We start from the raw sequence: 21,119 nt of genomic DNA, 5'->3' as shown, positions 1-21,119 counted from the left end.
CGCGGCTATGATAAACTGATATGACGAACCCAACATAGGCAAAAGACGATGGCACGCAACAGGCTGACGGAAAACGAATTCCAAGAAGCGCTCACTGACCTAGAAGGCTGGCAGAAAGTCGAAGGGCGCGAAGCGATCCAAAAAACTTTCAAGTTCAAGGATTTCAATGCCGCGTTCGGTTTTATGACGCGCGCAGCGCTTCACGCTGAAAAGCTCGACCACCATCCGGAATGGTTCAATGTCTATAATCGCGTCGATGTCACGCTTTCGACCCACAGTGAAAACGGCATCACGGAACTTGATATCAAGCTTGCGCGCAAGATGAATGCATTGGCTTGAATCTATTCAAACCTTTGAAATATAAACAATAATAACCTTTTTCTGGAAGCTGAAGCTACCATCGCGATTCCTGCACGAGTAAGGCAGCACCTTCGCCAGATCGATTTTCTCGTTCCAGTTTTGCCCTAAAGCACCTCCATTCACGCTTCTGATAAAAACGTCACCAATGGCAATAGCAGAATGGAATATGTGCCCGGCTCTGACATCATAGAAGCCGATTGCTCGCCCATAGGGCAGAGCCGAATAGCCGTTCCACAGCTCTCCGGCTTTGAAATTCAGCAAGGGAATCCAGTTCTGTCCGGATGTGCCACGTAATGTGTGCTCAGAAATGCCCGCACCCAGCAAGAACCGCATATAGGCGGTAGTGTCGTAGCAAATGCCATCCTTTACATCGATATTGACCTGATCGCCAATATCCTGCGCCATGGCCAACTGATGGCCGCGATAGAACTGACTTGACCGGTCGGTGCGCACAAAGTTTTCGCCATAGCCGGTTAGATGCATCGCAAATCTCCATTTAATCCGATCAGACAAAGCCACCCGATTTGGCTGAGAGCTATATTCTGGTGATTTGGGAGACTTGGTGTAGCTGACGGTTCTCTCAGGGCGGACCACAGCTCTTAATCTTGAAACGCGGTCGCAATATTCCCATCTGCGGTATCGTCATGTCATATATAACTATGTCGTAGATAACCGACTGACAGGAGTTTGAACGGAAGATGGATAGCGTCAAGATTGATGAAATCCTCGAACCCGGCGACAAAGGCGATTTCAATAATCGCAGCGAGCGGGTGAAAAAAGGTTTCTGGAAGACCGCACGCCGTGCCGGTCGCATGGTCCCGTTCATGGATGAAGTCGTGGCTGCCTATTATTGTGCGCTCGACCAGAATACACCGACGCGCGTGCGCATGACACTGATGGCAGCACTTGCCTATTTCGTTCTGCCATTCGATGTCATCCCCGATATGCTGGTCGGAATTGGTTTTACCGATGATATTGCAGTGTTGATGGCTGCCCTGACTGCAGTTCGCACGCATATAACGCCTGCGCATAAAATTGCGGCCCGTGAGGCCCTGCGCGACGAGGAGGAGGCAGCTTAAAGCCGCCGCTCCCCTTCACGGCTTTGTTACGGGTCGACATCACTATCATTGTGCATTGACGCAATACGACAAACTCTTGCCGCTTTCTTTTGGATGAAGTTGGCAACGGGATTGCGGGGGCCTCGGCCTGCTCGTTCAAGTTTTCTTTCAAAACTTCACCGTTTGGTAACCCAGATTAAGGCACATTAAGGGTCACCAAACGGGACGGCGTGTTGAACGGCGACATCCCGATATTCGACTTTGAAGCAAACGAAAGAGAACCGGTAAAAAACCATGCTTGGAAAATCGATCGTCGCGGCTTCGGTGTTCACGATTGCAATGGCGGGCTCGGCTCTCGCCCAGACACCGACCCAGATTAAGCAGTTCGACGCCTGGGGCGCATACAGCTACCAGTCAGGCAATGGCAAGGTCTGCTATGTCCTGTCCGTTCCGACGCAGAAAGCGCCAGCCAATGTTGATCATGGCGACAACTTCTTCCTCGTGAGCCAGAAGCCCGGACAGAATATCAGCTTTGAACCACAGTTCATGGCTGGTTATGAGCTGAACGCCAATGCGAATGCCAAGGTCATTGTCACCATTGGAAACCGCAATTTTACAATGTTCGTCAACGGAAAATCCGGCTGGATGGAAAACGCCGCCGAAGAACCACAGCTGATTGCAGCAATGCGCGGCGGTTCGGACATGAAGGTGCAGGCACAATCCAAGCGCGGCACCAAGACCAATTACACCTATTCGCTCAAAGGCATTTCGGCAGCACTCGCAGCCATTCAGAAGTGCAAATAAGCCAATCGGTTCAAGCTAAATTACTAAGCCGGGGCTCCGCTCCGGCTTTTCTTTTTGATCCTCGGCCTATCCATCCTGCATATCTGCTACGATATACTGCGGGATGACGGATCGAATATTGTGTGCTATGTCCGCGCGCAACAGGGTTCGCATTTCAAATGAACGAGCCCATATATCCATGCAACAGATAGTGTTTATCGGCGCGCTTTATGCGACGTCCTCAACAGTTGAAAACAGATGTCCATTTCATTCGACTTAACCATTGATGATACGCGCGACCAGCTTGCCCGCCACGTGCGCGCAAATATGGAGCAGAAGCCGTCGCTCATCGGCATGTCGCGTGAGGAAATGGCTGATGAGCTGATCAAGGTTGGCGTGACGCCAAAGCAGGTCAAGATGCGCATCGCGCAGCTCTGGCACTGGCTTTATGTGCGTGGCGTTTCCGACTTTGCCGATATGCGCAATATCTCCAAGGATCTGCGCGTTCTTCTGGCGCAGCATTTCACCATTGCGCGTCCGGAAGTGGTTGAAGAACAAATCTCGCAGGACGGCACGCGCAAATGGCTGTTCCGTTTTCCGCCACGCGGTGCCGGACGCCCTGTCGAAATCGAATGCGTTTATATTCCTGAAGAAGGTCGCGGCACGCTATGCATTTCCTCACAAGTGGGCTGCACGCTGACCTGCACTTTCTGCCATACCGGCACACAGAAGCTGGTACGTAATCTCACCTCAGAAGAAATTCTGGCACAGTTGATGACGGCTCGTGACCGGCTTGGCGATTTCCCGGATACTAACACGCCCGACGGCGCTATCGTGCCTGCGGAAGGCCGCAAGGTCACCAACATCGTCATGATGGGTATGGGCGAGCCGCTTTATAACTTCGAAGAAGTGAAAAAGGCTTTGCTGATCGCATCCGATGGTGATGGGCTGGCGCTTTCCAAGCGTCGTATCACGCTTTCAACTTCTGGCGTTGTGCCGGAAATCTATCGCACTGGTGAAGAAATCGGCGTGATGCTGGCGATCTCACTGCATGCAGTGCGCGACGAACTGCGTGACCTTCTGGTGCCGATCAACAAAAAATACCCGCTGGAACAGCTGCTTAAGGCTTGCCGCGAATATCCGGGCCTGTCGAATGCCAAGCGCATTACGTTTGAATATGTGATGCTGAAAGACGTCAATGACAGTATGGAAGACGCCAAGCTTCTGGTGAAGCTGCTGCGCGGCATTCCAGCCAAGATCAACCTGATCCCGTTCAACCCATGGCCCGGCACCAACTACCAGTGCTCGGACTGGGAGCATATCGAGCGCTTTGCTGATTATGTGAATGCAGCAGGTTACGCATCGCCGATCCGCACACCACGCGGCCGTGATATTCTGGCTGCCTGCGGTCAGCTGAAGTCGGAATCAGAGCGTATGCGCAAGACCGAGCGTCTGGCGCTCGAAGCGATGATGATCGCCGGACACGGAGATTAAGCGCGGTTGACCGACACGTTCGATTATATAACTCGCTTGTTCGTTATCTGTTTCGGCTATTGCTGTGCGGTTCTCGCTGCAGGCTATTTTCTTGCGGCGGTTCTTTACGGCCAATTCGACCTCAACACGTTGCTCCGGCACGATGTTGATGGTACCGACGCTTTCAATCCCTTTGTTGGAAATTGGGGTTCTGAAGGTTTTCAGGCTGCATTGCACTTGGGTGGATTCTTCTTTGCAGGCATTGCAGGCGCGTTCAGCTTTTTCCCAGCACTTGGAATGGTCATCTATAGTGAGACCAAGCCTGTAACATCTTCGCTTTTCTATTGCGTAGGTGGACTACTGATCAGCTTGTTTGCCATGATCTCAATCGGCCTTTTCACATGGCAGATGGAACCGATCGATTCATTCTCTGTCATGCTTTACACCACCGGCGCCTGCTCTGGCATTGTCGGCGGCTTCGTCTACTGGCTGATTGCCGGTCGCAACGCCGGGCGATTTTTAGCCCGCCCGGCTGAATAGCGATTTACTTCGCCTGTGCGGTGATGATCTTCAGCGCGAAAGCTGAGAAAATACCGGCAAAAAGCCAATCCACAATCCGTGTAACCGTTGGGTTCTTCTTAAGAAGACCAGCAAACCTGTCGGCTGCAACCACCATAGGAATGGTGAAAGGCAACGCCAGCGGTATGAACGACAGGCCAAGGAAGAACAGTTTTCCCATAGCATGTGGATCATGTGCGGAAACGAACTGCGGCAGGAAGGTCATGTTGAACAGAATGATCTTCGGGTTGAGCAGATTGATGCCAAGTCCGGTCGCCCAGTTCTGGAACAGCGTATGCTTCTTACCACCGTTCTTTTCAGGCGAGAATGCCGATCCTTTGCGAATAGCCTGCACGGCAAGCCACACAAGATAAATCGCACCAACGGCTTTCAGGGCCGTGAAGGCTGCAGGCGAAGCGAGGATAAGCGCAGAAAGCCCCAACGCCACCATGCTTGTATGCACGACAATGCCCGTGCTTGCGCCTGCCATACAGGCAAAACCAGCCGCCTTCCCTTCAGACAGGGCACGCCCGACGAAAAGCGTCATATCCGGGCCGGGGGTGATGGATAAAATTGCAGTAGCGATCACGAACTGGACGAAGATGGTCCATTCGGGAATGAAGGTCAGGTTTGTCAGAAAAGACATCGAAAGGCACTCCGAGAATTCGCGGCAAGCTAACGCGAATTCAATTGCGCCGCCACAGGATTTTTTAGCCGTCTCAGCGCCCCTTGTTTATGCGTAAGCAACCCATCCGCGATAGGTGAAAGATGCATAGAAAAGGCTCAGATCCTTGAAGCCCGCACCACGTATCAGCGCCTCGTCCTGCTGCGGTGTTAGAATGTGAAGGCGTTCTTTGATCGCAGCACTGGCTTTCACTGCACTTGCCAGATCGACACCGGAATCATTCAAAAAGGCAGCATAGCGTGACAGCCACAATGCTCGTTCGTCGGCATTGTCCTGTTCAAAGCTGAAATGCGCCAAAATGAACGGTGCCCCGGGCTTCAGCCGACGATGCACCTCCGCGAGCGTTTGCCTGCGCGTTTCCTCATCCAGAAAATGCATGGTCAGCAGACAGACAGAACCATCAAACGGTCCCGGCGATGCGCTACCGATATAGCCTTCGTGGAAGTTCACACGAACCGCATTGGAGCCAAGGTTTTGCCGCGCCAATTGAAGCATTTCGGCAGACGGATCAACCCCTTCAAACGTCCAGAATGGATGACTTTCAGCAAAGAGCCTGAGTTCAAGACCACCGCCCGCACCCAACACCAGAATTCTTGCAGTATCGGATAGGTGTTCGGCAAGCAGCAAACGCGTCATGCGCTGCATATCCCGAAAGCCCGGCACAGCTTTCGGCGGCCCTTCGGCATAATGGGCGACGACCTGCGGATCAGAAAATGGATTGCCAGATTTAATCATGTAACTTTTATAGTTACAAATCAAAGTGACAGTCAAGACTATCCATAATGGCAGATGACGCTTTCTTTTCGCTGACAAAGTGCCATCCGGCTTGCGCGCCGCTTAGCAACTGATAAAAGAACTGCAACATCCTGTTCTACGGCCCTTTGGGCCACAATCGCATCTCAGACGGAAGTGAACTATGAGCAAGCTGAAAGACGTTAAAAAGGTCGTTCTCGCCTATTCGGGCGGTCTCGACACCTCGATCATCCTGAAATGGTTGCAGACTGAGCTTAACGCAGAAGTCGTGACCTTTACCGCCGATCTCGGCCAGGGCGAAGAGCTTGAACCAGCACGCAAGAAGGCGGAAATGCTGGGCATCAAGGAAATCTTCGTTGAGGATGTGCGCGAAGAATTCGTGCGCGATTTCGTCTTCCCTATGTTCCGCGCCAATGCCGTCTATGAAGGCGTCTATCTGCTCGGTACTTCGATTGCCCGTCCGCTGATCTCCAAGCATCTCATCGAGATCGCCAAGAAGACCGGCGCTGACGCAATTGCGCACGGCGCGACTGGCAAGGGCAATGATCAGGTTCGCTTCGAGCTTTCCGCTTATGCGCTGAACCCGGACATCAAGATCATCGCTCCATGGCGCGACTGGTCGTTCAAGAGCCGCACACATCTGCTCGAATTTGCTGAACAGCACCAGATTCCGGTTGCCAAGGACAAGAAGGGCGAAGCGCCATTCTCGGTTGACGCCAACCTGCTGCACTCTTCCTCCGAAGGCAAGGTTCTGGAAGATCCGGCAATCGAAGCGCCGGAATATGTGCATATGCGCACGATTTCACCAGAATCGGCACCTGACACACCAACCATCATCAAGGTTGGCTTTGAAAAGGGTGATGCCGTTTCGATCAATGGCGAACGTCTGTCGCCTGCGACACTTCTTGCCAAGCTCAACGACTATGGCCGCGACAATGGCATCGGTCGTCTCGACCTCGTGGAAAACCGCTTCGTCGGCATGAAATCGCGTGGCGTCTACGAAACGCCGGGCGGCACGATCCTGCTGGCTGCACACCGCGCCATCGAATCGATCACGCTCGATCGCGGTGCAGCGCACCTCAAGGATGAGCTGATGCCACGTTATGCAGAGCTGATCTATTACGGCTTCTGGTTCTCGCCGGAACGCGAAATGCTGCAGGCTGCTATCGACCTCAGCCAGCGTCATGTCGAAGGTGAAGTCACGCTCAAGCTCTATAAGGGCAATGTGATCGTAACTGGCCGTGAATCGGACAAGTCGCTCTATTCCGACAAGCTCGTCACTTTCGAAGACGATCAGGGCGCTTACGACCAGAAGGACGCAGCGGGCTTCATCAAGCTCAATGCGCTTCGTCTGCGCACATTGGCTGCCCGCGACCGTCGCTAATCGGATCACATCAATGCGAAAGCCCGCCTCCCGGCGGGCTTTTGTTTTTAGAGCGGGACGTGAATTTTGTCTTTCTATCTGGCCCTACCTGTCTGCATTCTGCTCGGCATCTATCTACTGATCCGCTGCATACCCATTCTGTGGAAAATGATTGCGCCTGATGTCCGGCACCAGTTTGCGGGCAACGCCCGGCCACATGTCTTTCATTTGCCGAACGCCGGACGCTACGCGATCAGCATCGTGTTTCCGCCGTTTACCATTCTCCCCGGCACGGCCTATTTCTCAACGCGGTTTGCCATCAAAGCCTGCGCGACCGGCGCGCCGATTGCCTATCATTCCGCAAGCCGCTTCCTGTTGAGCGTCCGGCGGACCGACATGCGCGGCAATGCTTCCCACGCCTTGGGTTATTTCGACTGCACGACAGCCGGGAATTACGAAATCACCTGCCTGACCCCTGAAAAGATCAGGGCGAATTTCCGGCTGGAAATAACGCCCCATATTTCTTTCCTGAAACTCGCGCCCGTCATCGCAGGGACCATTCTTGCCGCTGGAATGAGTGTGGGCGGGACGATTGTCTTTGTGCTCTGGATAACCGGCAGGATCGCATGAGATCAAGCGGCGTGTTTTATACCCGCCAGCATCTTTTCTTCACCGGGACGCAAGGTCAGCACCCGCACGCCATTTGAGGTGACTGCGACAGTATGCTCAAACTGCGCTGACAGTTTTCCGTCACGCGTCACCACCGTCCAGCCGTCCTTTTCGGTCTTCACCTTGGCCGTTCCCTGATTGAGCATCGGCTCGATGGTGAACACCATGCCTTCGCGGAGACGAACGCCGGTGCCCGGCTTGCCGAAATGCAGAACCTGCGGTTCCTCATGCATCTCGCGACCGATACCGTGGCCGCAATATTCCCGCACGATGCTGTAATCATGCCGCTTGGCGTGACGCTCGATGGCATGGCCGATATCGCCCAGCGTCGCGCCGGGTCGCACGGCAGCAATCCCCTTCCACAGCGCCTCATAGGTCACACGGACCAGCCGCGAGGCAAAGGGAGCAACGTCACCGACCATGTAGGTCTTGCTGGAATCGGCGATATAGCCGTCCTTTTCCAGCGTGATATCGAAGTTGATGATCTCGCCGTTTTCAATGATCTCGTCATCCGACGGCATGCCGTGGCAGACAACTTCATTCTTGGAACTGTTCAGCACATAGGGAAAATCATATTGCCCCTTGCTGGCAGGCCGTGCCTGCAATTCGCGGGTAATATAATCCTCCACCAGATCGTTGACCTGCATCGTGGTCATGCCCGCCAGCGGCGTGCGGTCGAGAAGTGTAAAAACGGAGGCGAGCAGCGCGCCGGATGCCGCCATTTTCTCCACTTCAGCAGATGTCTTGGTCATGACGATTGCACAGTAAGAACGGGCAGAACCGGCAGCTCGACCTGCGCTGCGCGCAACTGCATCTGCACGATCTCGTTGAACGACAGGTCGGGATGGGCTTGTGCCAGCATGCCGATCTTCATCCAGTATTCAGCCTGCGCATTGATCGAACGGCACATGACGTCACTCGCCTTGCGCAGTTCCTCATGCAGTTCATCGCCGATTTTCACGATACCCATAGCATTGTCCAGACCATATAGTTCATATACGGATCATATATAAACCGTATATACCTATCGATCAAGCTCTCCACTGTTCCTGCTCAAGCAATCAAAGTCACTTGCATTTAGTATGGCGCCATACTATAAGTCACCGTATGGAAATAATCGAGCAAAAGCACCACGCCCTTCTGGGCGAAATGGAACGCCGTCACAGCCCGTCCACCGACGCGCTGAAAACCTGCTTTGAAGTCTTGTCGCTTGCTGCGGCCATTGACCGTGATTGCGCCAACCGGCTTGCACCGCACAAGCTTTCGGAGGGCAAATTCGTCCTGCTGTTTCTGCTGCACAATGCAGCTGACGGCCTCTCGCCGCACGAGCTTTCAGAACGCGCAGGTGTCACGCGCGCCACCATCACCGGCCTGCTGGACGGGCTGGAGCGTGATGGTTTCCTCAAGCGTCACGCGGATAGCGAGGACCGCCGCAAGCTGACTGTCCGGCTGACATCCGAAGGGATGCTGCTGGCGCAACAGCTTTTCGAACAACATACCGCATGGATTGCAAGCCTGATGAGCGATCTCTCGTCAGGCGAACAGCAGCTTCTCAGCACCTTGCTGCGCCGCATCTGGAGCCGCACCGATGCCGGTCGCTCTTTCAAGATCAATGAAACCCTAAGGGATATGACATGACCTATTACCTCGCCGAGCTTTATTCCCCGAAATCGAGCTGGCACGGGCTTGATGCTGAAGGCAGGCAGGCCTTCTTTGAGAAAGTCGGCGCGGGTATGGGCGGGCTTGCCGCGCTCGGTATCGAGGCCTTGGCATTAGGTCCCGTCGACGCGACAAAGCCTTTTGCACCCGACCAGAGCTTCTTCGCCATCTGGCGTTTCCCGGATGAAGCAGCTCTCGACATGCTGATTGCCGGAATCACCGCCACCGGCTGGCATGATTATTTCGACACGATCAATGCGGCTGGTGCAGGCACCGACCTTCCCGGCCATCTGGCGCAACTGGCAGGCGTGCCTTTCAGGGAAGCCGCCTAATCCAAAACCGCTATCGCGATGATAGAGCGCATCCCAAAAAGTGTGAAACGCCTACACAAGGAAATCAGTCCACTGGACTGATTTCTGATCCCGCTTGACTCTTGCCTCACTCGATTCAATACTAGAACATATAGAGAACAAAAAGATGGAATCTAGACGTGAGCGGCATCGACATCGCGGCGCTGCGGCGCATGGTTACGACCATTGAAGGCAACGATCCGCAAGGCAGTTTTGCAAATCAGGGGCAAACGGGCTTCGGGCGGGCGCGCAGTTTCACGCTCGGCCTTGCCGGGGCGGATGCCGCCTTTCCGCATGGCCTTGCAGGCGACGCGCTGCATGAGGTTTTTGCCGAAAACCCCGGCGCGCATATGGCCGCGACCGGCTTTGCGCTCGCCTTTGCCGCCCGCGCCGCAGAATGCGCCATAGAGCCTCGTCGCCCGATTATCTGGATCGAGGAAGAAAGCGCTGCAAGTGAATATGGCGGGCTTTATCCGCCGGGACTTCATGCCTTCGGGATCGATCCGTCGCGACTTCTGATCGTGCGCTGCCCCACGGCACAGGATGTGCTGAAGGCGGCAAACGATGCGCTGGAAGCCGGAAGCGGCGGCAAGGCCTCGCATCTTGTTTCCGGTGTTGTCGCCTCGGTGACAGGCCAACCGAAATGCCTCGACCTGACCGCTTCGCGTCGTCTCTTTCTGGCAACCGAAACCGCGCAGCTGCCCGTCATCCTGCTCCGGAGCCACCGGACAGGCGTGCAAAGCGCTGCCGTCAGCCGCTGGCGGGTGGCGCCCGCGCCGTCCCGTTCAAGTGGAGCAAACGCACCCGGCAAGCCGGTCTTTTCGGCGGTTTTGGAGCGCAATCGCCACGGCACATGCGAGCAATGGATCATGGAATGGAACAATGAAACCCTTGAATTTGATGCAAGAGAACGGGATGGCAGAACGTCTGTTTCTCGCCCTCTGGTTTCCGTTTCTGCCGACCGACCGGCTTCGCAGCAGCACTCCGCCTGACGGCAAACCGCATCTGCCTTTGGTTGTGACCGAGCGTACGGCCAATGCGCTGCGCCTGACGGCGGTGGATGCCGGAGCGGTAAAGCTTGGCCTTTTTCCCGGCATGGCGCTGACGGATGCACGCGCCCGCGTGGAAAAGCTAGAAGTGGCAGCGGCAGCACTCGAGCACGATGCGGCATTGCTCAAGCGTCTTGCCCATTGGTGCGAACGTTACACGCCGCTTGTCGCCTTCGATGAGCCGCATGGGCTAATGCTCGACATAACCGGCTGCGCGCATCTTTTTGGCGGGCTCGACGCCATGCGTGCCGATGCAATCCGGCGTCTGGAACGGGCCGGGCTTGGCGTACAGGCGGCGGTTGCCGATAACAGTTTTGCCGCGCGACTTCTGGCACGGGGAACGAAGGGCGGTGTCTTCAGCAGGGCAGAGGCCGACCGGCTGCTTCCCCGCCTGCCGCTCTCCGCGCTTGAACTGACGCAATCTGCCGAAACCGGCCTCAAGCGCGCCGGATTGAAACGCATCGGCGATGTGATGGGGCTTCCGCGCGCCGCACTCACCGCCCGCTTCGGCACCGATCTTGCCACCAGGCTCGACCGGCTGGCGCGGCGCGAGCGCGCGCCGATTTCCCCCTTGCGCATCATGCCGCTCAGTGCCGTCGAGCGCCGCCTGTCAGAGCCGGTTACCGCAATGGAACTGGTCGAACGCATCTTGCAAGAACTGGCGCAGGAACTTTTTGCGCAGCTTGAACCGGAGGGAAAAGGCGCGCTTCTGATTGAGGCCTCCTTCTTCCGTGTCGATGGCGAAGTGCGTCATATCCACATCGAAACCGGCCAGCCCTTGCGCAGCGACAAGGTTTTCCTGCGCCTTGCGCGTGAAAGGCTCAACGCCTTGACCGACCCGCTCGATGCCGGTTTCGGCTTCGACATGATCCGGCTGGCAGCGCTGCGCAGTGCGGCAATCGCCCAGCGCCAGACAGGGCTCGACCAGCATGAGGAAGATGAGGCCGGGTTCGGCCAGCTTGTCGACCGGCTTTCGGCGCGGCTTGGACAGAACCGCGTTCTCGTCTCCTTTTCGCGCAACACGCATATTCCTGAACGGGCCTTCGGCCTGCGCCCTGCCCTGCACACGGATGGCAAGGGCGAAGCCGATTATGAGAGTGCACCAATGCTTCCCGGTGATCCGCCTGCGCGCCCCATAAAACTGTTTCGCCCGCCGCAGTTGATCGAAAGCGTGGCGGAAGTGCCCGACAGTCCGCCTTCGTTTTTCCTGTGGCGGCGGGTGCGCCATCATGTGCGCCTTGCCGAAGGACCGGAAAGGATCGAACCGGAATGGTGGATCGCAATCGGTCACGCGGTTCCGGAGCTGCGCGATTATTACCGGGTGGAAGACGAGAACGGCCAGCGCTTCTGGATTTTCCGCGAAGGCCTTTATGACGGTGCCAATCATCCGCGCTGGTTTCTGCATGGACTGTTTGCGTGATGGCTCCTTATTTCGAAATGGCTGCTGCCAGCAATTTTTCCTTCCTTTGCGGCGCTTCACATCCGCAGGAACTGGTAGCGCGTGCGCATGAGCTTGGCCTGTCCGGTATCGGCATTGCCGACCGCAACACGCTGGCCGGTGTGGTGCGGGCACATGCGGCATGGAAGGATTTTCGCGACAAGAGCGATTTCCGGCTTTTCATCGGCTGCCGCCTGTCCTTTACTGACGGCACGCCGGATATGGTCGTCTATCCGCGCGATCGTCCGGCCTATGGGCAATTGTGCCGCCTGCTGACGGAGGGCAAGGTACGCGCCGCCATCAAGGGCGAATGCCACCTCGAATGGAGTGACCTGCTGTTTCGCGCCCGGCAGTTCCAGATCGCGGTCTTTCCGCCTGAAGACGACAGGCCGGATTTTGCCGCGCGCCTGACCGAGATTGCACAAGCTGCCCCCGGCTCCGTCTGGCTGGCGCTTGCCATGCCGCATCAGGGCCATGACGGACGCCGGGCCGAACGCATCGCCCAGTTTGCAGCCGAAGCCAATGTGCCGCTGCTCGCCACCAATGACGTTCTTTATCATCATCCCGACCGCCGCGCGCTTCAGGATGTGCTGACGGCAACCCGCCACCACACGACTGTTTTCGCAGCCGGACGGCTTCTCGAAAAGAATGCCGAACGCCACCTGAAACCACCGAAGGAAATGCTGCGACTGTTCCGCGATTACGCTGAGGCCGTCGAAGCAACCGCTGATTTCGTCGCGCCCATCACCTTCCAGCTTGATGAGCTGAAATATGATTATCCCGACGAACCGGTGCCGCCCGGCAAGACGCCGCAACAGCATCTGCATGATCTCACCTGGGAAGGTGCTGCCCGTCATTACGGTGCGGACAGCATCCCGCCGAAAGTACAGGCGCTGATCCACAAGGAACTGGCGCTGATCGAAAAGCTGCAATATGCGGCCTATTTCCTCACCGTCTATGACATTGTGAGCTATGCCCGCGGAGAAGGCATTCTGTGTCAGGGGCGTGGTTCGGCGGCCAATTCCGTCGTCTGCTTCTGCCTTGGCGTCACCGGTGTGGACCCGACACAGGTCGATCTCCTGTTCGAGCGCTTTCTTTCGGTGGAGCGAAAGGAGCCACCGGATATCGACGTCGATTTCGAGCATGAGCGGCGCGAAGAGGTGATGCAATATGTCTATAAGCGCTATTCCAGAGATCGTGCGGCCATTGTCGCAACCGTCATCAGCTATCGGTCCCGCAGTGCGATCCGCGATGTCGGCAAGGCGCTGGGTCTCACCGAAGACGTGACGGCAGCGCTCGCCAATACGGTCTGGGGCATATCCGGCGGCGGCATCGACAAGCAGCATATCAGACAGGCGGGTCTCGACCCCGACAATCCCATCATCCGACGCGCGGTGGAACTGGCCATCACGCTGATCGGCTTTCCGCGCCACCTGTCGCAGCATGTCGGCGGTTTCGTGCTCACCCGCGACCGTCTGGACGAGACCGTGCCCATCGGCCCGGCAGCAATGGACAAGCGCTCCTTCATCGAATGGGACAAGGACGATATCGACGAGGTGGGATTGATGAAGGTCGATGTGCTGTCGCTCGGCATGCTCACCTGCATCCGCAAGGCTTTCGACCTCATTCACCAGCACAAGCCGCAGCTTTATGGCGGCGAAAAGCTGACGCTGGCCAATCTGCCCCGTGAAGATGAAGCCGTCTACGACATGTTGTGCAAGGGGGATTCGCTCGGCGTGTTTCAAGTGGAAAGCCGCGCCCAGATGAACATGCTGCCACGCCTGCGCCCGCGTGAGTTCTATGATCTCGTCATCGAGGTCGCCATCGTGCGGCCCGGTCCCATTCAGGGTGACATGGTCCATCCCTATCTGCGGCGGCGAAACAATGAGGAACCCTGCACCTTGCCATCGCCAGCGCCGGAGTACGGGCCGCCCGACGAGTTGCTGCAGATTCTCGGCAAGACCAAGGGCGTGCCGCTGTTTCAGGAACAGGCGATGCGTATTGCCATGGAGGCTGCAAAATTCACACCGGATGAGGCCAACCAGTTGCGCCGCGCCATGGCCACTTTCCGCAAGATGGGCACCATTCATACGATGGAGACAAAGATGATCGAAGGCATGGTCAATCGTGGCTACGACCGGACCTTTGCCGAAAACTGCTTCAACCAGATCAAGGGGTTCGGCGAATATGGCTTTCCCGAAAGTCACGCAGCAAGCTTTGCGCATCTGGTCTATATTTCCGCGTGGATCAAGTGCCACCACCCGGAAGTGTTCGCCGCCGCACTTCTGAATTCCCAGCCCATGGGTTTTTATGCGCCCGCCCAGATCGTACGCGATGCCCGCGAGCATGGCGTGACGGTGCTGCCCGTCGATGTGAACTTCAGCCATTGGGACAATACTTTGGGCGACAATATTCTGGAGGATACGCTCGATATTCGACCAGCGCTCCGGCTCGGCTTCCGCCAGATCGACGGTTTTTCCGAACGGGACACCGAACTCCTGATTGCCGACCGGCAGGAGCCTTACCGCACCATCGAGGACATGCATCGGCGTCTCCGGCTCGACCGGCGCGCCTTCACACTTCTGGCCGATGCCGATGCCTTCGGCTCGCTTGACATCGACCGCCGTGCCGCACTGTGGGCCGTGCGCCGTCTGCCCAATGACGAAACGCTGCCGCTGTTCCGCGCCGCCGCAACCAGTGAACTGGCGGAGGAACCGCGCACAAAGCTTCCTGAAATGGCCGCCTCCGAGCATGTGATTGCCGATTACGAGACGACGCGGCTCTCGCTGAAAGGGCATCCGCTGCAATATCTGCGCGAGGGGCTGGCAGCGGAAGGCGTTTCAACCTGTCGTGCGGTGCAGGAAGGTGCCGACGGACGCCGCATGAAAGTGGCGGGCATCGTCACCGTGCGCCAGCGCCCCGGCAGCGCCAAGGGCGTGGTGTTCCTCACCATTGAGGATGAAACCGGCATCGCCAATATTGTCGTCTGGTCGAAGATCATGAAGGCGTTTCGCCGCGAAGTGATGGGCGCACGGCTGATCCATATCGAAGGCCGCATCCAGCGCAGCCCCGAAGGGGTCGTGCATCTGGTGGCGTCAAAGCTGCAGGATCGTTCGGCAGCGTTGATCGAAATGAGCGGACGCGAAGCGCAGCGCCTCGTCGCTCCCTCCCAGACAGCGCATCATCCGCGGAATGTAAAAATCATGCCGAACTCACGCGACTTTCATTAGCCTTACGTCCCGACGAAAAACACCGCACAATAATGCAGTGCCGCGCCCACCACGACAAAGCCGTGCCAGATGGCATTCTGAAATCGCAGGCGCTCCCAGACATGGAAGATCACACCTAGCGAATAAACCATGCCACCGGCTGCAATCAGCCAGAAAACGGCTGGCGGTAGCGACTGCACCATGGTGTCGTAGACCATGACGCCACTCCAGCCGAGCGCCAGATAAAGCAGGATCGACAGCCGGTCGAAACGCCCCGGCATGAACAGTTTCAGCATAATGCCGACGAAAGCCACGCTCCAGACGAAGAGAAGCAGCGGCACGGCACGATCGCCCATATGCACCGCAAAGGGCGTATAAGTTCCAGCGATCAGCAGATAGATCGCCGAATGATCGAAGCGTCGCAGAAACCATTTGGTGGGAGATACAGGCCAGATATTATAAACTGCAGAAATTCCAAGTGCGGCAAGCAAGCTCGCGAGATAGACACCCGATGAGATTGACGTGGTGGCCGACATGTTCGGCAAGAAGTAAATGAGCATCGCGATAGCACCTGCAAATGCAAGTGCCACGCCCAGCACATGGACAACACCATCTGCCCAAAGCTCGGCTCTGTCATATTTCCATTTGATTGGATACGGTAGTCTTACATCCATCACGCGCACTCACATCTTCATATCAGGCCAGCAAACTGGCATCGCTTTGCAGCGTCAAGATGACAGTTGGTTGATATGAAGTTTACTGTGCTGCCGGTGCGTAGGACGCCTGAATGGGAGCGACGCCGGGAAGCGGCGCTGCAGCACCTTCTGGCAAGGTCGCCGGTTCTGCCGAGATTGCAGCTGCGTCACGTGTCGGACCACTGTGCTTCCAGCTGCCGTCGAGACCCGTCTCCTCCAGCAGTCCCTTGCGCTTGGCATCATAATAATAGCCGCGGGCATAATAGCGAACCGCCTGGCTTTCATCACCGCCTGCAACCTTGTAAGCGCCAGACAGATAGCGGACAGCATATTTCAGGTTTGTCTCGGCATCGAGAAGACCCTTGGCGTTACCCTTGTAGCCCATACCACGCGCAGTCGGATGGCTGATCTGCATCAGACCCCAATAGGGTCCGTTGCGGGCACCCGGATTGAACCGGCTTTCGCGATGCACGACCCGGCGCACAAGGCGCTCCGGCACATCATAGGCAACCGAATATTTGGTGATGAGATCATCAAGACCATTCGGTGCATGGTCTGGTGTTTCAAAAGCCATGTTGGTAGCAAGAGACGCAGGCGAAGCCGCTGCCTGTGCGCCAGCAAAGGCCAGCATAGGCTCGGATTGTCCACGGACACCCGGAATTGGCACAACCGATGGAAGTACCGGGTTTTCCAGCGATGCGACGGTTCCCGTTCCGGTAGCGGCATCCGCAACTGCGGTGGCGCCAACAGCAGGATTTGCTGCGTCGCCCGTTGCTGTTGTTGCAGCCTCGGTGGTTGTCGTTGAAGCGCCGCTTGGTGTGATCAGTGCTGTTTTTACAGGCTTGCCGTCATTGGTCGTGTTGCACGCGCTCAAAGCGACGGCGCAACCAAGGAGAAGAACGCCTTTAAAGACCGGAAGGGAAAATGCTCTGGAAGTAACCTGAAAACGCATGTCCGATTGATCCTTAGGAATCGAAATCTTGTTCGATACGTTTTTCGAGTTCAACCAGATCGGCTGGCAGAGGCATACCCGTTGCTTTGAGCGCATTGAGCTTCTCGCGAACTGTTTCGCGAATCTCATGAACGTCCTGCGGCTGGTTCACCATCTGCTCAAACAGCAGAGCAATTTCCGCCTTGATGTCCTCGAATGCCATAAGACCCTCTTGGCTTGAGCGGGTCCGTTTTGCGGCCCGGTTCAGTCAATATTCTTTCAATCGATAACTGTCATCTACCATGCAAAATACGCAAAGCGAAAGCCCAGAACGTCACGGGCGCGTCAAAATGAATATTTCAATCGGTAACAGAACGCCCTGAGGCCTCACAAAATTCGTGGCAGAATCGTATCTAACGCATTGAATTCATGCGCAAAAATTCCAAGATCGTCCAGACCAAGACCACCATCGGGATCGAACAGATAAATGCTCATCCAGACGAGCGCGCATGTCAGCAAAATCGCCAATATCGTCAAAAGCAGAAGGCGGCGACCGAGAGCAGCCTTATGGCCAGCTCCCTCGGGTGGGATCTTATTCATATTCAATCGTCATTCGTGGCGTTCAAATCTTCAGGCGGTGTACCATGTTCTGACGGTGCTGCAAGGTATCCTTGCTGCACGAGTGATTTACGCAAAATATGGATGATGGCCTCGGTCTGGTTCAGACCGGGATGCTTTTCGTTGATAAAGCGCTCAAGAGCGTCATGTATGTCAACGGGAAGATAAGTGCTCATCATTCCTCCTTCGAAAGCTTCTCTATACGCAATCTTTTCTGGCTTTTTCTGGCTGTTTCCGGCCATTTCCGGACAGGATTTCGTCAGGCAACTTTCACCGAAATCGTGCCGACGCCATCCACATTCCCCTGCAGCAGATCTCCCCGCTTAACAGCTCCCACGCCAGCCGGTGTGCCGGTATAGATGAGATCACCGGGCTGCAGAACAAAGAGAGATGAAAGATACGCGATGGTTTCCGGTACTTTCCAGATCATCTGATTGAGATCACCCGCCTGACGCTGCTCCCCATTGATTTTCAACGCAATTGCCGCAGATTGTGGATGGCCGATTTCAGACACTGGTACGATGGCCGAGCAAGGTGCCGAATGTTCGAAAGCTTTCGCTACTTCCCACGGACGGCCGGCCTTTTTAGCCACAGCCTGTAAATCGCGCCGCGTCATATCGATACCAACCGCATAGCCATAGACGTGATCAAGCGCTGTCTCGACCGGGATATCGCTGCCGCCTGTCTTGAGCGCGACAACCAACTCGATCTCGTGATGCACGTCTTCAGTCTTTGGCGGGTACGGAAAATCCCCACCATCAATCACAAGGTTGTCGGGGTTTTTCTGGAAGAAAAAAGGCGGGTTACGCGTTGGATCGCCGCCCATTTCGATAGCGTGATCTGCATAATTCTGTCCGACACAATAAATGCGATGCACGGGAAAACGCGCTTCTGTTCCCTTAACCGGCACGAATGGCTGCGGAGAGGGCGCGAAAACATAATTTGTCATGAAAGGCTGATCCCGTCAGAATGTAACTGCTGTTTCACATCATGCAGGCAGGAATCACCTGCTGCAAGTCTTGGACGTGCAATTTTCCGTCATGGTTTATGCCGTTATGACAACGTAGTTTGCATTTCGTGACGTCGAAACCACGAGCTCGGCATTCGGAATATCGTTGGAAAGTGCGCGCTCACGCGCGGCATCTTGTGTGTGTCCATGATCAAGCCAACGCTGGATGAGACGACGCTCCAGCTCCACAAAAGGCACGTCCAGAAAGATCGTCATATCAAAGAATGATGCAAGACCTGTCCAGGGTTCCTGATCGAGCAGAAGGTAATTGCCTTCAACCAGCAAAATTTGATGGTTGGCACGTACGATTGCGGCACCAGCACGCGCCAGATCCAGCGTGCGATCAAAGGCAGGAATGACAATATCTTCTGATGCATCTTTCAAACGCTCCAGCAGCGCTGCAAAGCCCGCACAATCAAAGGTCGGCGGCGAGCCTTTGCGGCTGCGTAGCCCACGCTCGTCAAGGATCGCATTGTCGAGATGAAACCCATCCATGGGCACAACAACGGCAGGCCCCGCACCACCTTTATTGATCGCGTCCCGCAGATATTCCGAAATGGTTGATTTGCCTGCGCCGGGAGGTCCTGCAATCGCAACGATCAGACGGTCTTCTTTATTTGAAAGCCGCGCAAGAATTTCTGCAGGCAGACTTTCAACCTGGCAACGTGTCATGAAATGGAGCCTCAATCGAAAATTATAAATGTTTCTGTAAAACAGCACACAGTTTGTTATTTTCAAACAATAAGTTTGATCTATCTTGTCTTGCAATGACCGCAAATACTGATCACTTGCTAATTCAAATTATTGAATCGAATGGGAAAATTATGACTGTCAAAACAGTTGCCACCACGCCCTTTCAGGATCAGCAGCCCGGCACCTCGGGTCTGCGCAAGAAAGTGCCGGTTTTCCAGCAGCCCAATTATGCCGAAAACTTCATCCAGTCGGTTTTCGATGTTCTGGAAGGATTTGCAGGCAAGACCCTTGTGGTGGGCGGCGATGGTCGCTTTTACAATCGCGAAGTGATCCAGAAAGTGATCAAGATCGCCGCTGCCAATGGCTTTGGTCGCATCATGGTTGGTCAGGGTGGCATTCTTTCGACCCCTGCCGCATCCAACATGATCCGCAAATACAAGGCTTTTGGCGGCCTCATTCTTTCAGCCAGCCACAATCCCGGTGGTCCGACCGAAGATTTCGGCATCAAATACAATATCGGCAATGGTGGCCCGGCTCCGGAAAAGATCACCGAGGCGATCTTTGCACGCTCGAAGATGATTGATCAGTACAAGATCGTCGAGGTTGCTGATGTCGATATTGATAAGGTCGGGAGTGCCAAGATCGGCGAGACAGAAATCGTGGTCTTTGACCCGGTCACTGACTATGCCGAACTGATGGAAAGCCTGTTCGATTTTGACGCGATCCGCGCCATGATCAAAGGCGGGTTTGCACTGAAATTCGACGCCATGCATGCCGTGACCGGCCCTTACGCCAAGGAAATTTTCGAACGTCGCCTTGGTGCACCGGAAGGCAGCGTGATGAACTTCGTACCACTGCCAGATTTTGGCGGGCATCATCCAGATCCGAATCTCGTCTATGCCAAAGAGCTATACGATCTGCTGATGTCGGATAATGCGCCGGATTTCGGTGCGGCATCGGATGGTGATGGCGACCGCAATCTCATCATCGGGCGTGGCATTTTTGTGACCCCTTCCGATTCGCTCGCTATGCTTGCCGCCAATGCGCATCTGGCACCGGGCTATAAGGACGGCATCAAGGGCATCGCCCGTTCGATGCCGACCAGTGCCGCAGCCGACCGCGTTGCGGAAAAGCTTGGCATCGGCATCTATGAAACACCGACCGGCTGGAAGTTCTTCGGCAACCTGCTCGATCATGGCAAGGTTACAATCTGCGGCGAGGAAAGCTCCGGCACCGGCTCAGATCATGTGCGTGAAAAGGACGGGCTGTGGGCGGTTCTGCTCTGGCTCAACATTCTGGCCGTGCGCAAGGAAAGCGTGAAGGATATTGTCGAGGAACATTGGGCGCGCTTTGGCCGCAACTATTACACCCGCCACGATTATGAAGCCGTTGATTCCGACATTGCGAAGACACTGGTTGCTGATCTGCGCGGCAAGCTTGCAAGCCTGCCGGGCACAAGCGTCAATGGTCTTAAAATTGAAAAGGCTGATGATTTTGCCTATCATGATCCAATCGATCATTCGGTGAGCGAACATCAGGGCATCCGTATCTATTTCGAAGGCGGAGCACGCGTGGTGTTACGTCTTTCAGGCACTGGTACATCAGGCGCGACCATTCGCATTTATATCGAGCGCTATGAAGCAGATACAGCCAAGCATAATCTCGATACGCAGGAAACTCTAGCAACGCTGATTGATGCTGCCGAGCAAATTGCTGAGGTGAAAAAGCGCAGCGGACGAACAGAGCCGAGCGTGATCACATAATAA

The 21,119-nt window shown here is 55.6% G+C and carries 25 protein-coding genes; 13 read left to right on the top strand and 12 right to left on the bottom strand.

All coding sequences use genetic code 11. The features are described 5' to 3' along the window. Nucleotides 1-48: 48 nt before the first annotated feature. Nucleotides 49-339 carry a 4a-hydroxytetrahydrobiopterin dehydratase gene (locus C9380_RS01340; protein WP_024898240.1) on the top strand — a complete coding sequence of 97 codons (291 nt, stop codon included), beginning with the start codon at nucleotides 49-51 and terminating at the stop codon, nucleotides 337-339. Nucleotides 340-345: 6 nt separating this feature from the next. On the opposite strand, the gene C9380_RS01335 is transcribed toward C9380_RS01340, so the two are convergent. Continuing rightward, the gene (locus tag C9380_RS01335) at nucleotides 346-843 is read right to left on the bottom strand and encodes a hypothetical protein (protein ID WP_100558307.1); all 498 of its coding nucleotides are present in this window, start codon (nucleotides 841-843) and stop codon (nucleotides 346-348) included. A gap of 215 nt (nucleotides 844-1,058) precedes the next feature. Between C9380_RS01335 and C9380_RS01330 the strand changes: the two genes are divergently transcribed. The 4 genes from C9380_RS01330 to C9380_RS01315 all read left to right on the top strand — a co-directional run bounded on the left by C9380_RS01330 (nucleotide 1,059) and on the right by C9380_RS01315 (nucleotide 4,214). Beyond that, nucleotides 1,059-1,439, top strand: a complete 381-nt coding sequence (locus tag C9380_RS01330) for a YkvA family protein (RefSeq protein WP_024898242.1) — start codon at nucleotides 1,059-1,061, stop codon at nucleotides 1,437-1,439. A 273-nt stretch (nucleotides 1,440-1,712) separates the two neighbouring features. Beyond that, a complete protein-coding gene (locus tag C9380_RS01325) occupies nucleotides 1,713-2,222 on the top strand; it encodes an invasion associated locus B family protein (RefSeq protein WP_024898243.1) in 510 nt (169 codons plus the stop codon). A gap of 237 nt (nucleotides 2,223-2,459) precedes the next feature. Then, on the top strand, nucleotides 2,460-3,695 hold the full coding sequence (gene rlmN / locus C9380_RS01320; RefSeq protein WP_100558309.1) for a dual-specificity RNA methyltransferase RlmN: 1,236 nt from the start codon (nucleotides 2,460-2,462) through the stop codon (nucleotides 3,693-3,695). A gap of 6 nt (nucleotides 3,696-3,701) precedes the next feature. Next, nucleotides 3,702-4,214, top strand: a complete 513-nt coding sequence (locus tag C9380_RS01315; RefSeq protein ID WP_128092839.1) for a hypothetical protein — start codon at nucleotides 3,702-3,704, stop codon at nucleotides 4,212-4,214. Between the two features lie 4 nt (nucleotides 4,215-4,218). Here C9380_RS01315 and C9380_RS01310 read toward each other — a convergent pair whose 3' ends face one another. Together C9380_RS01310 and C9380_RS01305 are read right to left on the bottom strand one after the other, a co-directional pair. After that, the gene (locus C9380_RS01310) at nucleotides 4,219-4,878 is read right to left on the bottom strand and encodes a LysE family translocator (RefSeq protein WP_024898246.1); all 660 of its coding nucleotides are present in this window, start codon (nucleotides 4,876-4,878) and stop codon (nucleotides 4,219-4,221) included. Between the two features lie 87 nt (nucleotides 4,879-4,965). After that, nucleotides 4,966-5,652 (bottom strand): class I SAM-dependent methyltransferase, encoded by a 687-nt coding sequence (locus C9380_RS01305; RefSeq protein WP_128092838.1) that lies wholly within the window; start codon nucleotides 5,650-5,652, stop codon nucleotides 4,966-4,968. A 181-nt stretch (nucleotides 5,653-5,833) separates the two neighbouring features. On the opposite strand from C9380_RS01305, the gene C9380_RS01300 reads away from it, so the two are divergent. Both C9380_RS01300 and C9380_RS01295 read left to right on the top strand, forming a co-directional pair. Beyond that, nucleotides 5,834-7,054, top strand: a complete 1,221-nt coding sequence (locus tag C9380_RS01300) for an argininosuccinate synthase (protein ID WP_024898248.1) — start codon at nucleotides 5,834-5,836, stop codon at nucleotides 7,052-7,054. Between the two features lie 66 nt (nucleotides 7,055-7,120). Continuing rightward, the gene (locus C9380_RS01295) at nucleotides 7,121-7,663 is read left to right on the top strand and encodes a hypothetical protein (RefSeq protein WP_235822324.1); all 543 of its coding nucleotides are present in this window, start codon (nucleotides 7,121-7,123) and stop codon (nucleotides 7,661-7,663) included. 2 nt (nucleotides 7,664-7,665) lie between these two features. Here C9380_RS01295 and map read toward each other — a convergent pair whose 3' ends face one another. Both map and C9380_RS01285 read right to left on the bottom strand, forming a co-directional pair. Then, the gene (map, locus tag C9380_RS01290; protein ID WP_128092837.1) at nucleotides 7,666-8,454 is read right to left on the bottom strand and encodes a type I methionyl aminopeptidase; all 789 of its coding nucleotides are present in this window, start codon (nucleotides 8,452-8,454) and stop codon (nucleotides 7,666-7,668) included. Next, nucleotides 8,451-8,672, bottom strand: coding sequence for a ParD-like family protein (locus C9380_RS01285; protein WP_011982312.1), 222 nt, complete (start codon nucleotides 8,670-8,672; stop codon nucleotides 8,451-8,453). Before C9380_RS01285 ends, map begins: the two co-directional genes overlap by 4 nt. A gap of 137 nt (nucleotides 8,673-8,809) precedes the next feature. On the opposite strand from C9380_RS01285, the gene C9380_RS01280 reads away from it, so the two are divergent. The 5 genes from C9380_RS01280 (at nucleotide 8,810) to C9380_RS01260 (ending at nucleotide 15,428) form a co-directional block, all read left to right on the top strand. Further along, on the top strand, nucleotides 8,810-9,340 hold the full coding sequence (locus tag C9380_RS01280) for a MarR family winged helix-turn-helix transcriptional regulator (protein WP_111785696.1): 531 nt from the start codon (nucleotides 8,810-8,812) through the stop codon (nucleotides 9,338-9,340). After that, nucleotides 9,337-9,693: a DUF6616 family protein gene (locus tag C9380_RS01275; RefSeq protein ID WP_128092836.1), complete on the top strand. Its 357-nt coding sequence runs from the start codon at nucleotides 9,337-9,339 to the stop codon at nucleotides 9,691-9,693. Before C9380_RS01280 ends, C9380_RS01275 begins: the two co-directional genes overlap by 4 nt. A 158-nt stretch (nucleotides 9,694-9,851) precedes the next feature. Then, nucleotides 9,852-10,703: an ImuA family protein gene (locus C9380_RS01270; RefSeq protein ID WP_128092835.1), complete on the top strand. Its 852-nt coding sequence runs from the start codon at nucleotides 9,852-9,854 to the stop codon at nucleotides 10,701-10,703. Continuing rightward, complete coding sequence (locus tag C9380_RS01265) at nucleotides 10,639-12,180, top strand: Y-family DNA polymerase (protein WP_128093614.1); 1,542 nt, start codon at nucleotides 10,639-10,641, stop codon at nucleotides 12,178-12,180. Before C9380_RS01270 ends, C9380_RS01265 begins: the two co-directional genes overlap by 65 nt. Next, nucleotides 12,180-15,428, top strand: coding sequence for an error-prone DNA polymerase (locus tag C9380_RS01260; protein ID WP_128092834.1), 3,249 nt, complete (start codon nucleotides 12,180-12,182; stop codon nucleotides 15,426-15,428). Before C9380_RS01265 ends, C9380_RS01260 begins: the two co-directional genes overlap by 1 nt. A 2-nt stretch (nucleotides 15,429-15,430) precedes the next feature. Here C9380_RS01260 and trhA read toward each other — a convergent pair whose 3' ends face one another. From trhA to C9380_RS01225, 7 genes are all read right to left on the bottom strand, one after another. After that, entirely contained in the window at nucleotides 15,431-16,081 is a 651-nt protein-coding gene (gene trhA / locus C9380_RS01255) for a PAQR family membrane homeostasis protein TrhA (protein WP_128092833.1), read from the bottom strand. Nucleotides 16,082-16,163: 82 nt separating this feature from the next. Beyond that, nucleotides 16,164-17,054, bottom strand: a complete 891-nt coding sequence (locus C9380_RS01250) for a lytic transglycosylase domain-containing protein (protein WP_128092832.1) — start codon at nucleotides 17,052-17,054, stop codon at nucleotides 16,164-16,166. A gap of 13 nt (nucleotides 17,055-17,067) precedes the next feature. Next, nucleotides 17,068-17,256: a hypothetical protein gene (locus tag C9380_RS01245; RefSeq protein ID WP_024898257.1), complete on the bottom strand. Its 189-nt coding sequence runs from the start codon at nucleotides 17,254-17,256 to the stop codon at nucleotides 17,068-17,070. 164 nt (nucleotides 17,257-17,420) lie between these two features. Further along, nucleotides 17,421-17,633: a hypothetical protein gene (locus C9380_RS01240; RefSeq protein ID WP_128092831.1), complete on the bottom strand. Its 213-nt coding sequence runs from the start codon at nucleotides 17,631-17,633 to the stop codon at nucleotides 17,421-17,423. 2 nt (nucleotides 17,634-17,635) lie between these two features. Beyond that, on the bottom strand, nucleotides 17,636-17,827 hold the full coding sequence (locus C9380_RS01235) for a hypothetical protein (protein WP_024898259.1): 192 nt from the start codon (nucleotides 17,825-17,827) through the stop codon (nucleotides 17,636-17,638). An 83-nt stretch (nucleotides 17,828-17,910) separates the two neighbouring features. Then, nucleotides 17,911-18,600 (bottom strand): fumarylacetoacetate hydrolase family protein, encoded by a 690-nt coding sequence (locus C9380_RS01230; protein WP_128092830.1) that lies wholly within the window; start codon nucleotides 18,598-18,600, stop codon nucleotides 17,911-17,913. Between the two features lie 96 nt (nucleotides 18,601-18,696). Beyond that, entirely contained in the window at nucleotides 18,697-19,332 is a 636-nt protein-coding gene (locus tag C9380_RS01225) for a nucleoside/nucleotide kinase family protein (protein ID WP_024898261.1), read from the bottom strand. Between the two features lie 152 nt (nucleotides 19,333-19,484). On the opposite strand from C9380_RS01225, the gene C9380_RS01220 reads away from it, so the two are divergent. Further along, nucleotides 19,485-21,116 carry an alpha-D-glucose phosphate-specific phosphoglucomutase gene (locus C9380_RS01220; protein WP_111785693.1) on the top strand — a complete coding sequence of 544 codons (1,632 nt, stop codon included), beginning with the start codon at nucleotides 19,485-19,487 and terminating at the stop codon, nucleotides 21,114-21,116. Nucleotides 21,117-21,119 lie beyond the last annotated feature (3 nt).

It is taken from the genome of Brucella pituitosa, from assembly GCF_003049685.1.
In the GTDB taxonomy this organism is placed as follows: domain Bacteria; phylum Pseudomonadota; class Alphaproteobacteria; order Rhizobiales; family Rhizobiaceae; genus Brucella; species Brucella pituitosa.
The sequence above is the reverse complement of the archived record's forward strand: the minus strand, read 5'-3'. Positions and strand labels throughout refer to the sequence as shown.

Bases quoted from the DNA above. Each gene is read 5' to 3' on its own strand.
- C9380_RS01310 (WP_024898246.1), bottom strand. From the start codon at position 4,878: ATGTCTTTTCTGACAAACCTGACCTTCATTCCCGAATGGACCATCTTC.
- C9380_RS01300 (WP_024898248.1), top strand. From the start codon at position 5,834: ATGAGCAAGCTGAAAGACGTTAAAAAGGTCGTTCTCGCCTATTCGGGC.
- C9380_RS01260 (WP_128092834.1), top strand. From the start codon at position 12,180: ATGGCTCCTTATTTCGAAATGGCTGCTGCCAGCAATTTTTCCTTCCTT.
- C9380_RS01285 (WP_011982312.1), bottom strand. From the start codon at position 8,672: ATGGGTATCGTGAAAATCGGCGATGAACTGCATGAGGAACTGCGCAAG.
- map (WP_128092837.1), bottom strand. From the start codon at position 8,454: ATGACCAAGACATCTGCTGAAGTGGAGAAAATGGCGGCATCCGGCGCG.
- rlmN (WP_100558309.1), top strand. From the start codon at position 2,460: ATGTCCATTTCATTCGACTTAACCATTGATGATACGCGCGACCAGCTT.
- C9380_RS01325 (WP_024898243.1), top strand. From the start codon at position 1,713: ATGCTTGGAAAATCGATCGTCGCGGCTTCGGTGTTCACGATTGCAATG.
- C9380_RS01275 (WP_128092836.1), top strand. From the start codon at position 9,337: ATGACCTATTACCTCGCCGAGCTTTATTCCCCGAAATCGAGCTGGCAC.
- trhA (WP_128092833.1), bottom strand. From the start codon at position 16,081: ATGGATGTAAGACTACCGTATCCAATCAAATGGAAATATGACAGAGCC.
- C9380_RS01340 (WP_024898240.1), top strand. From the start codon at position 49: ATGGCACGCAACAGGCTGACGGAAAACGAATTCCAAGAAGCGCTCACT.
- C9380_RS01245 (WP_024898257.1), bottom strand. From the start codon at position 17,256: ATGGCATTCGAGGACATCAAGGCGGAAATTGCTCTGCTGTTTGAGCAG.
- C9380_RS01305 (WP_128092838.1), bottom strand. From the start codon at position 5,652: ATGATTAAATCTGGCAATCCATTTTCTGATCCGCAGGTCGTCGCCCAT.
- C9380_RS01280 (WP_111785696.1), top strand. From the start codon at position 8,810: ATGGAAATAATCGAGCAAAAGCACCACGCCCTTCTGGGCGAAATGGAA.
- C9380_RS01220 (WP_111785693.1), top strand. From the start codon at position 19,485: ATGACTGTCAAAACAGTTGCCACCACGCCCTTTCAGGATCAGCAGCCC.
- C9380_RS01235 (WP_024898259.1), bottom strand. From the start codon at position 17,827: ATGAGCACTTATCTTCCCGTTGACATACATGACGCTCTTGAGCGCTTT.
- C9380_RS01240 (WP_128092831.1), bottom strand. From the start codon at position 17,633: ATGAATAAGATCCCACCCGAGGGAGCTGGCCATAAGGCTGCTCTCGGT.
- C9380_RS01230 (WP_128092830.1), bottom strand. From the start codon at position 18,600: ATGACAAATTATGTTTTCGCGCCCTCTCCGCAGCCATTCGTGCCGGTT.
- C9380_RS01330 (WP_024898242.1), top strand. From the start codon at position 1,059: ATGGATAGCGTCAAGATTGATGAAATCCTCGAACCCGGCGACAAAGGC.
- C9380_RS01250 (WP_128092832.1), bottom strand. From the start codon at position 17,054: ATGCGTTTTCAGGTTACTTCCAGAGCATTTTCCCTTCCGGTCTTTAAA.
- C9380_RS01335 (WP_100558307.1), bottom strand. From the start codon at position 843: ATGCATCTAACCGGCTATGGCGAAAACTTTGTGCGCACCGACCGGTCA.
- C9380_RS01225 (WP_024898261.1), bottom strand. From the start codon at position 19,332: ATGACACGTTGCCAGGTTGAAAGTCTGCCTGCAGAAATTCTTGCGCGG.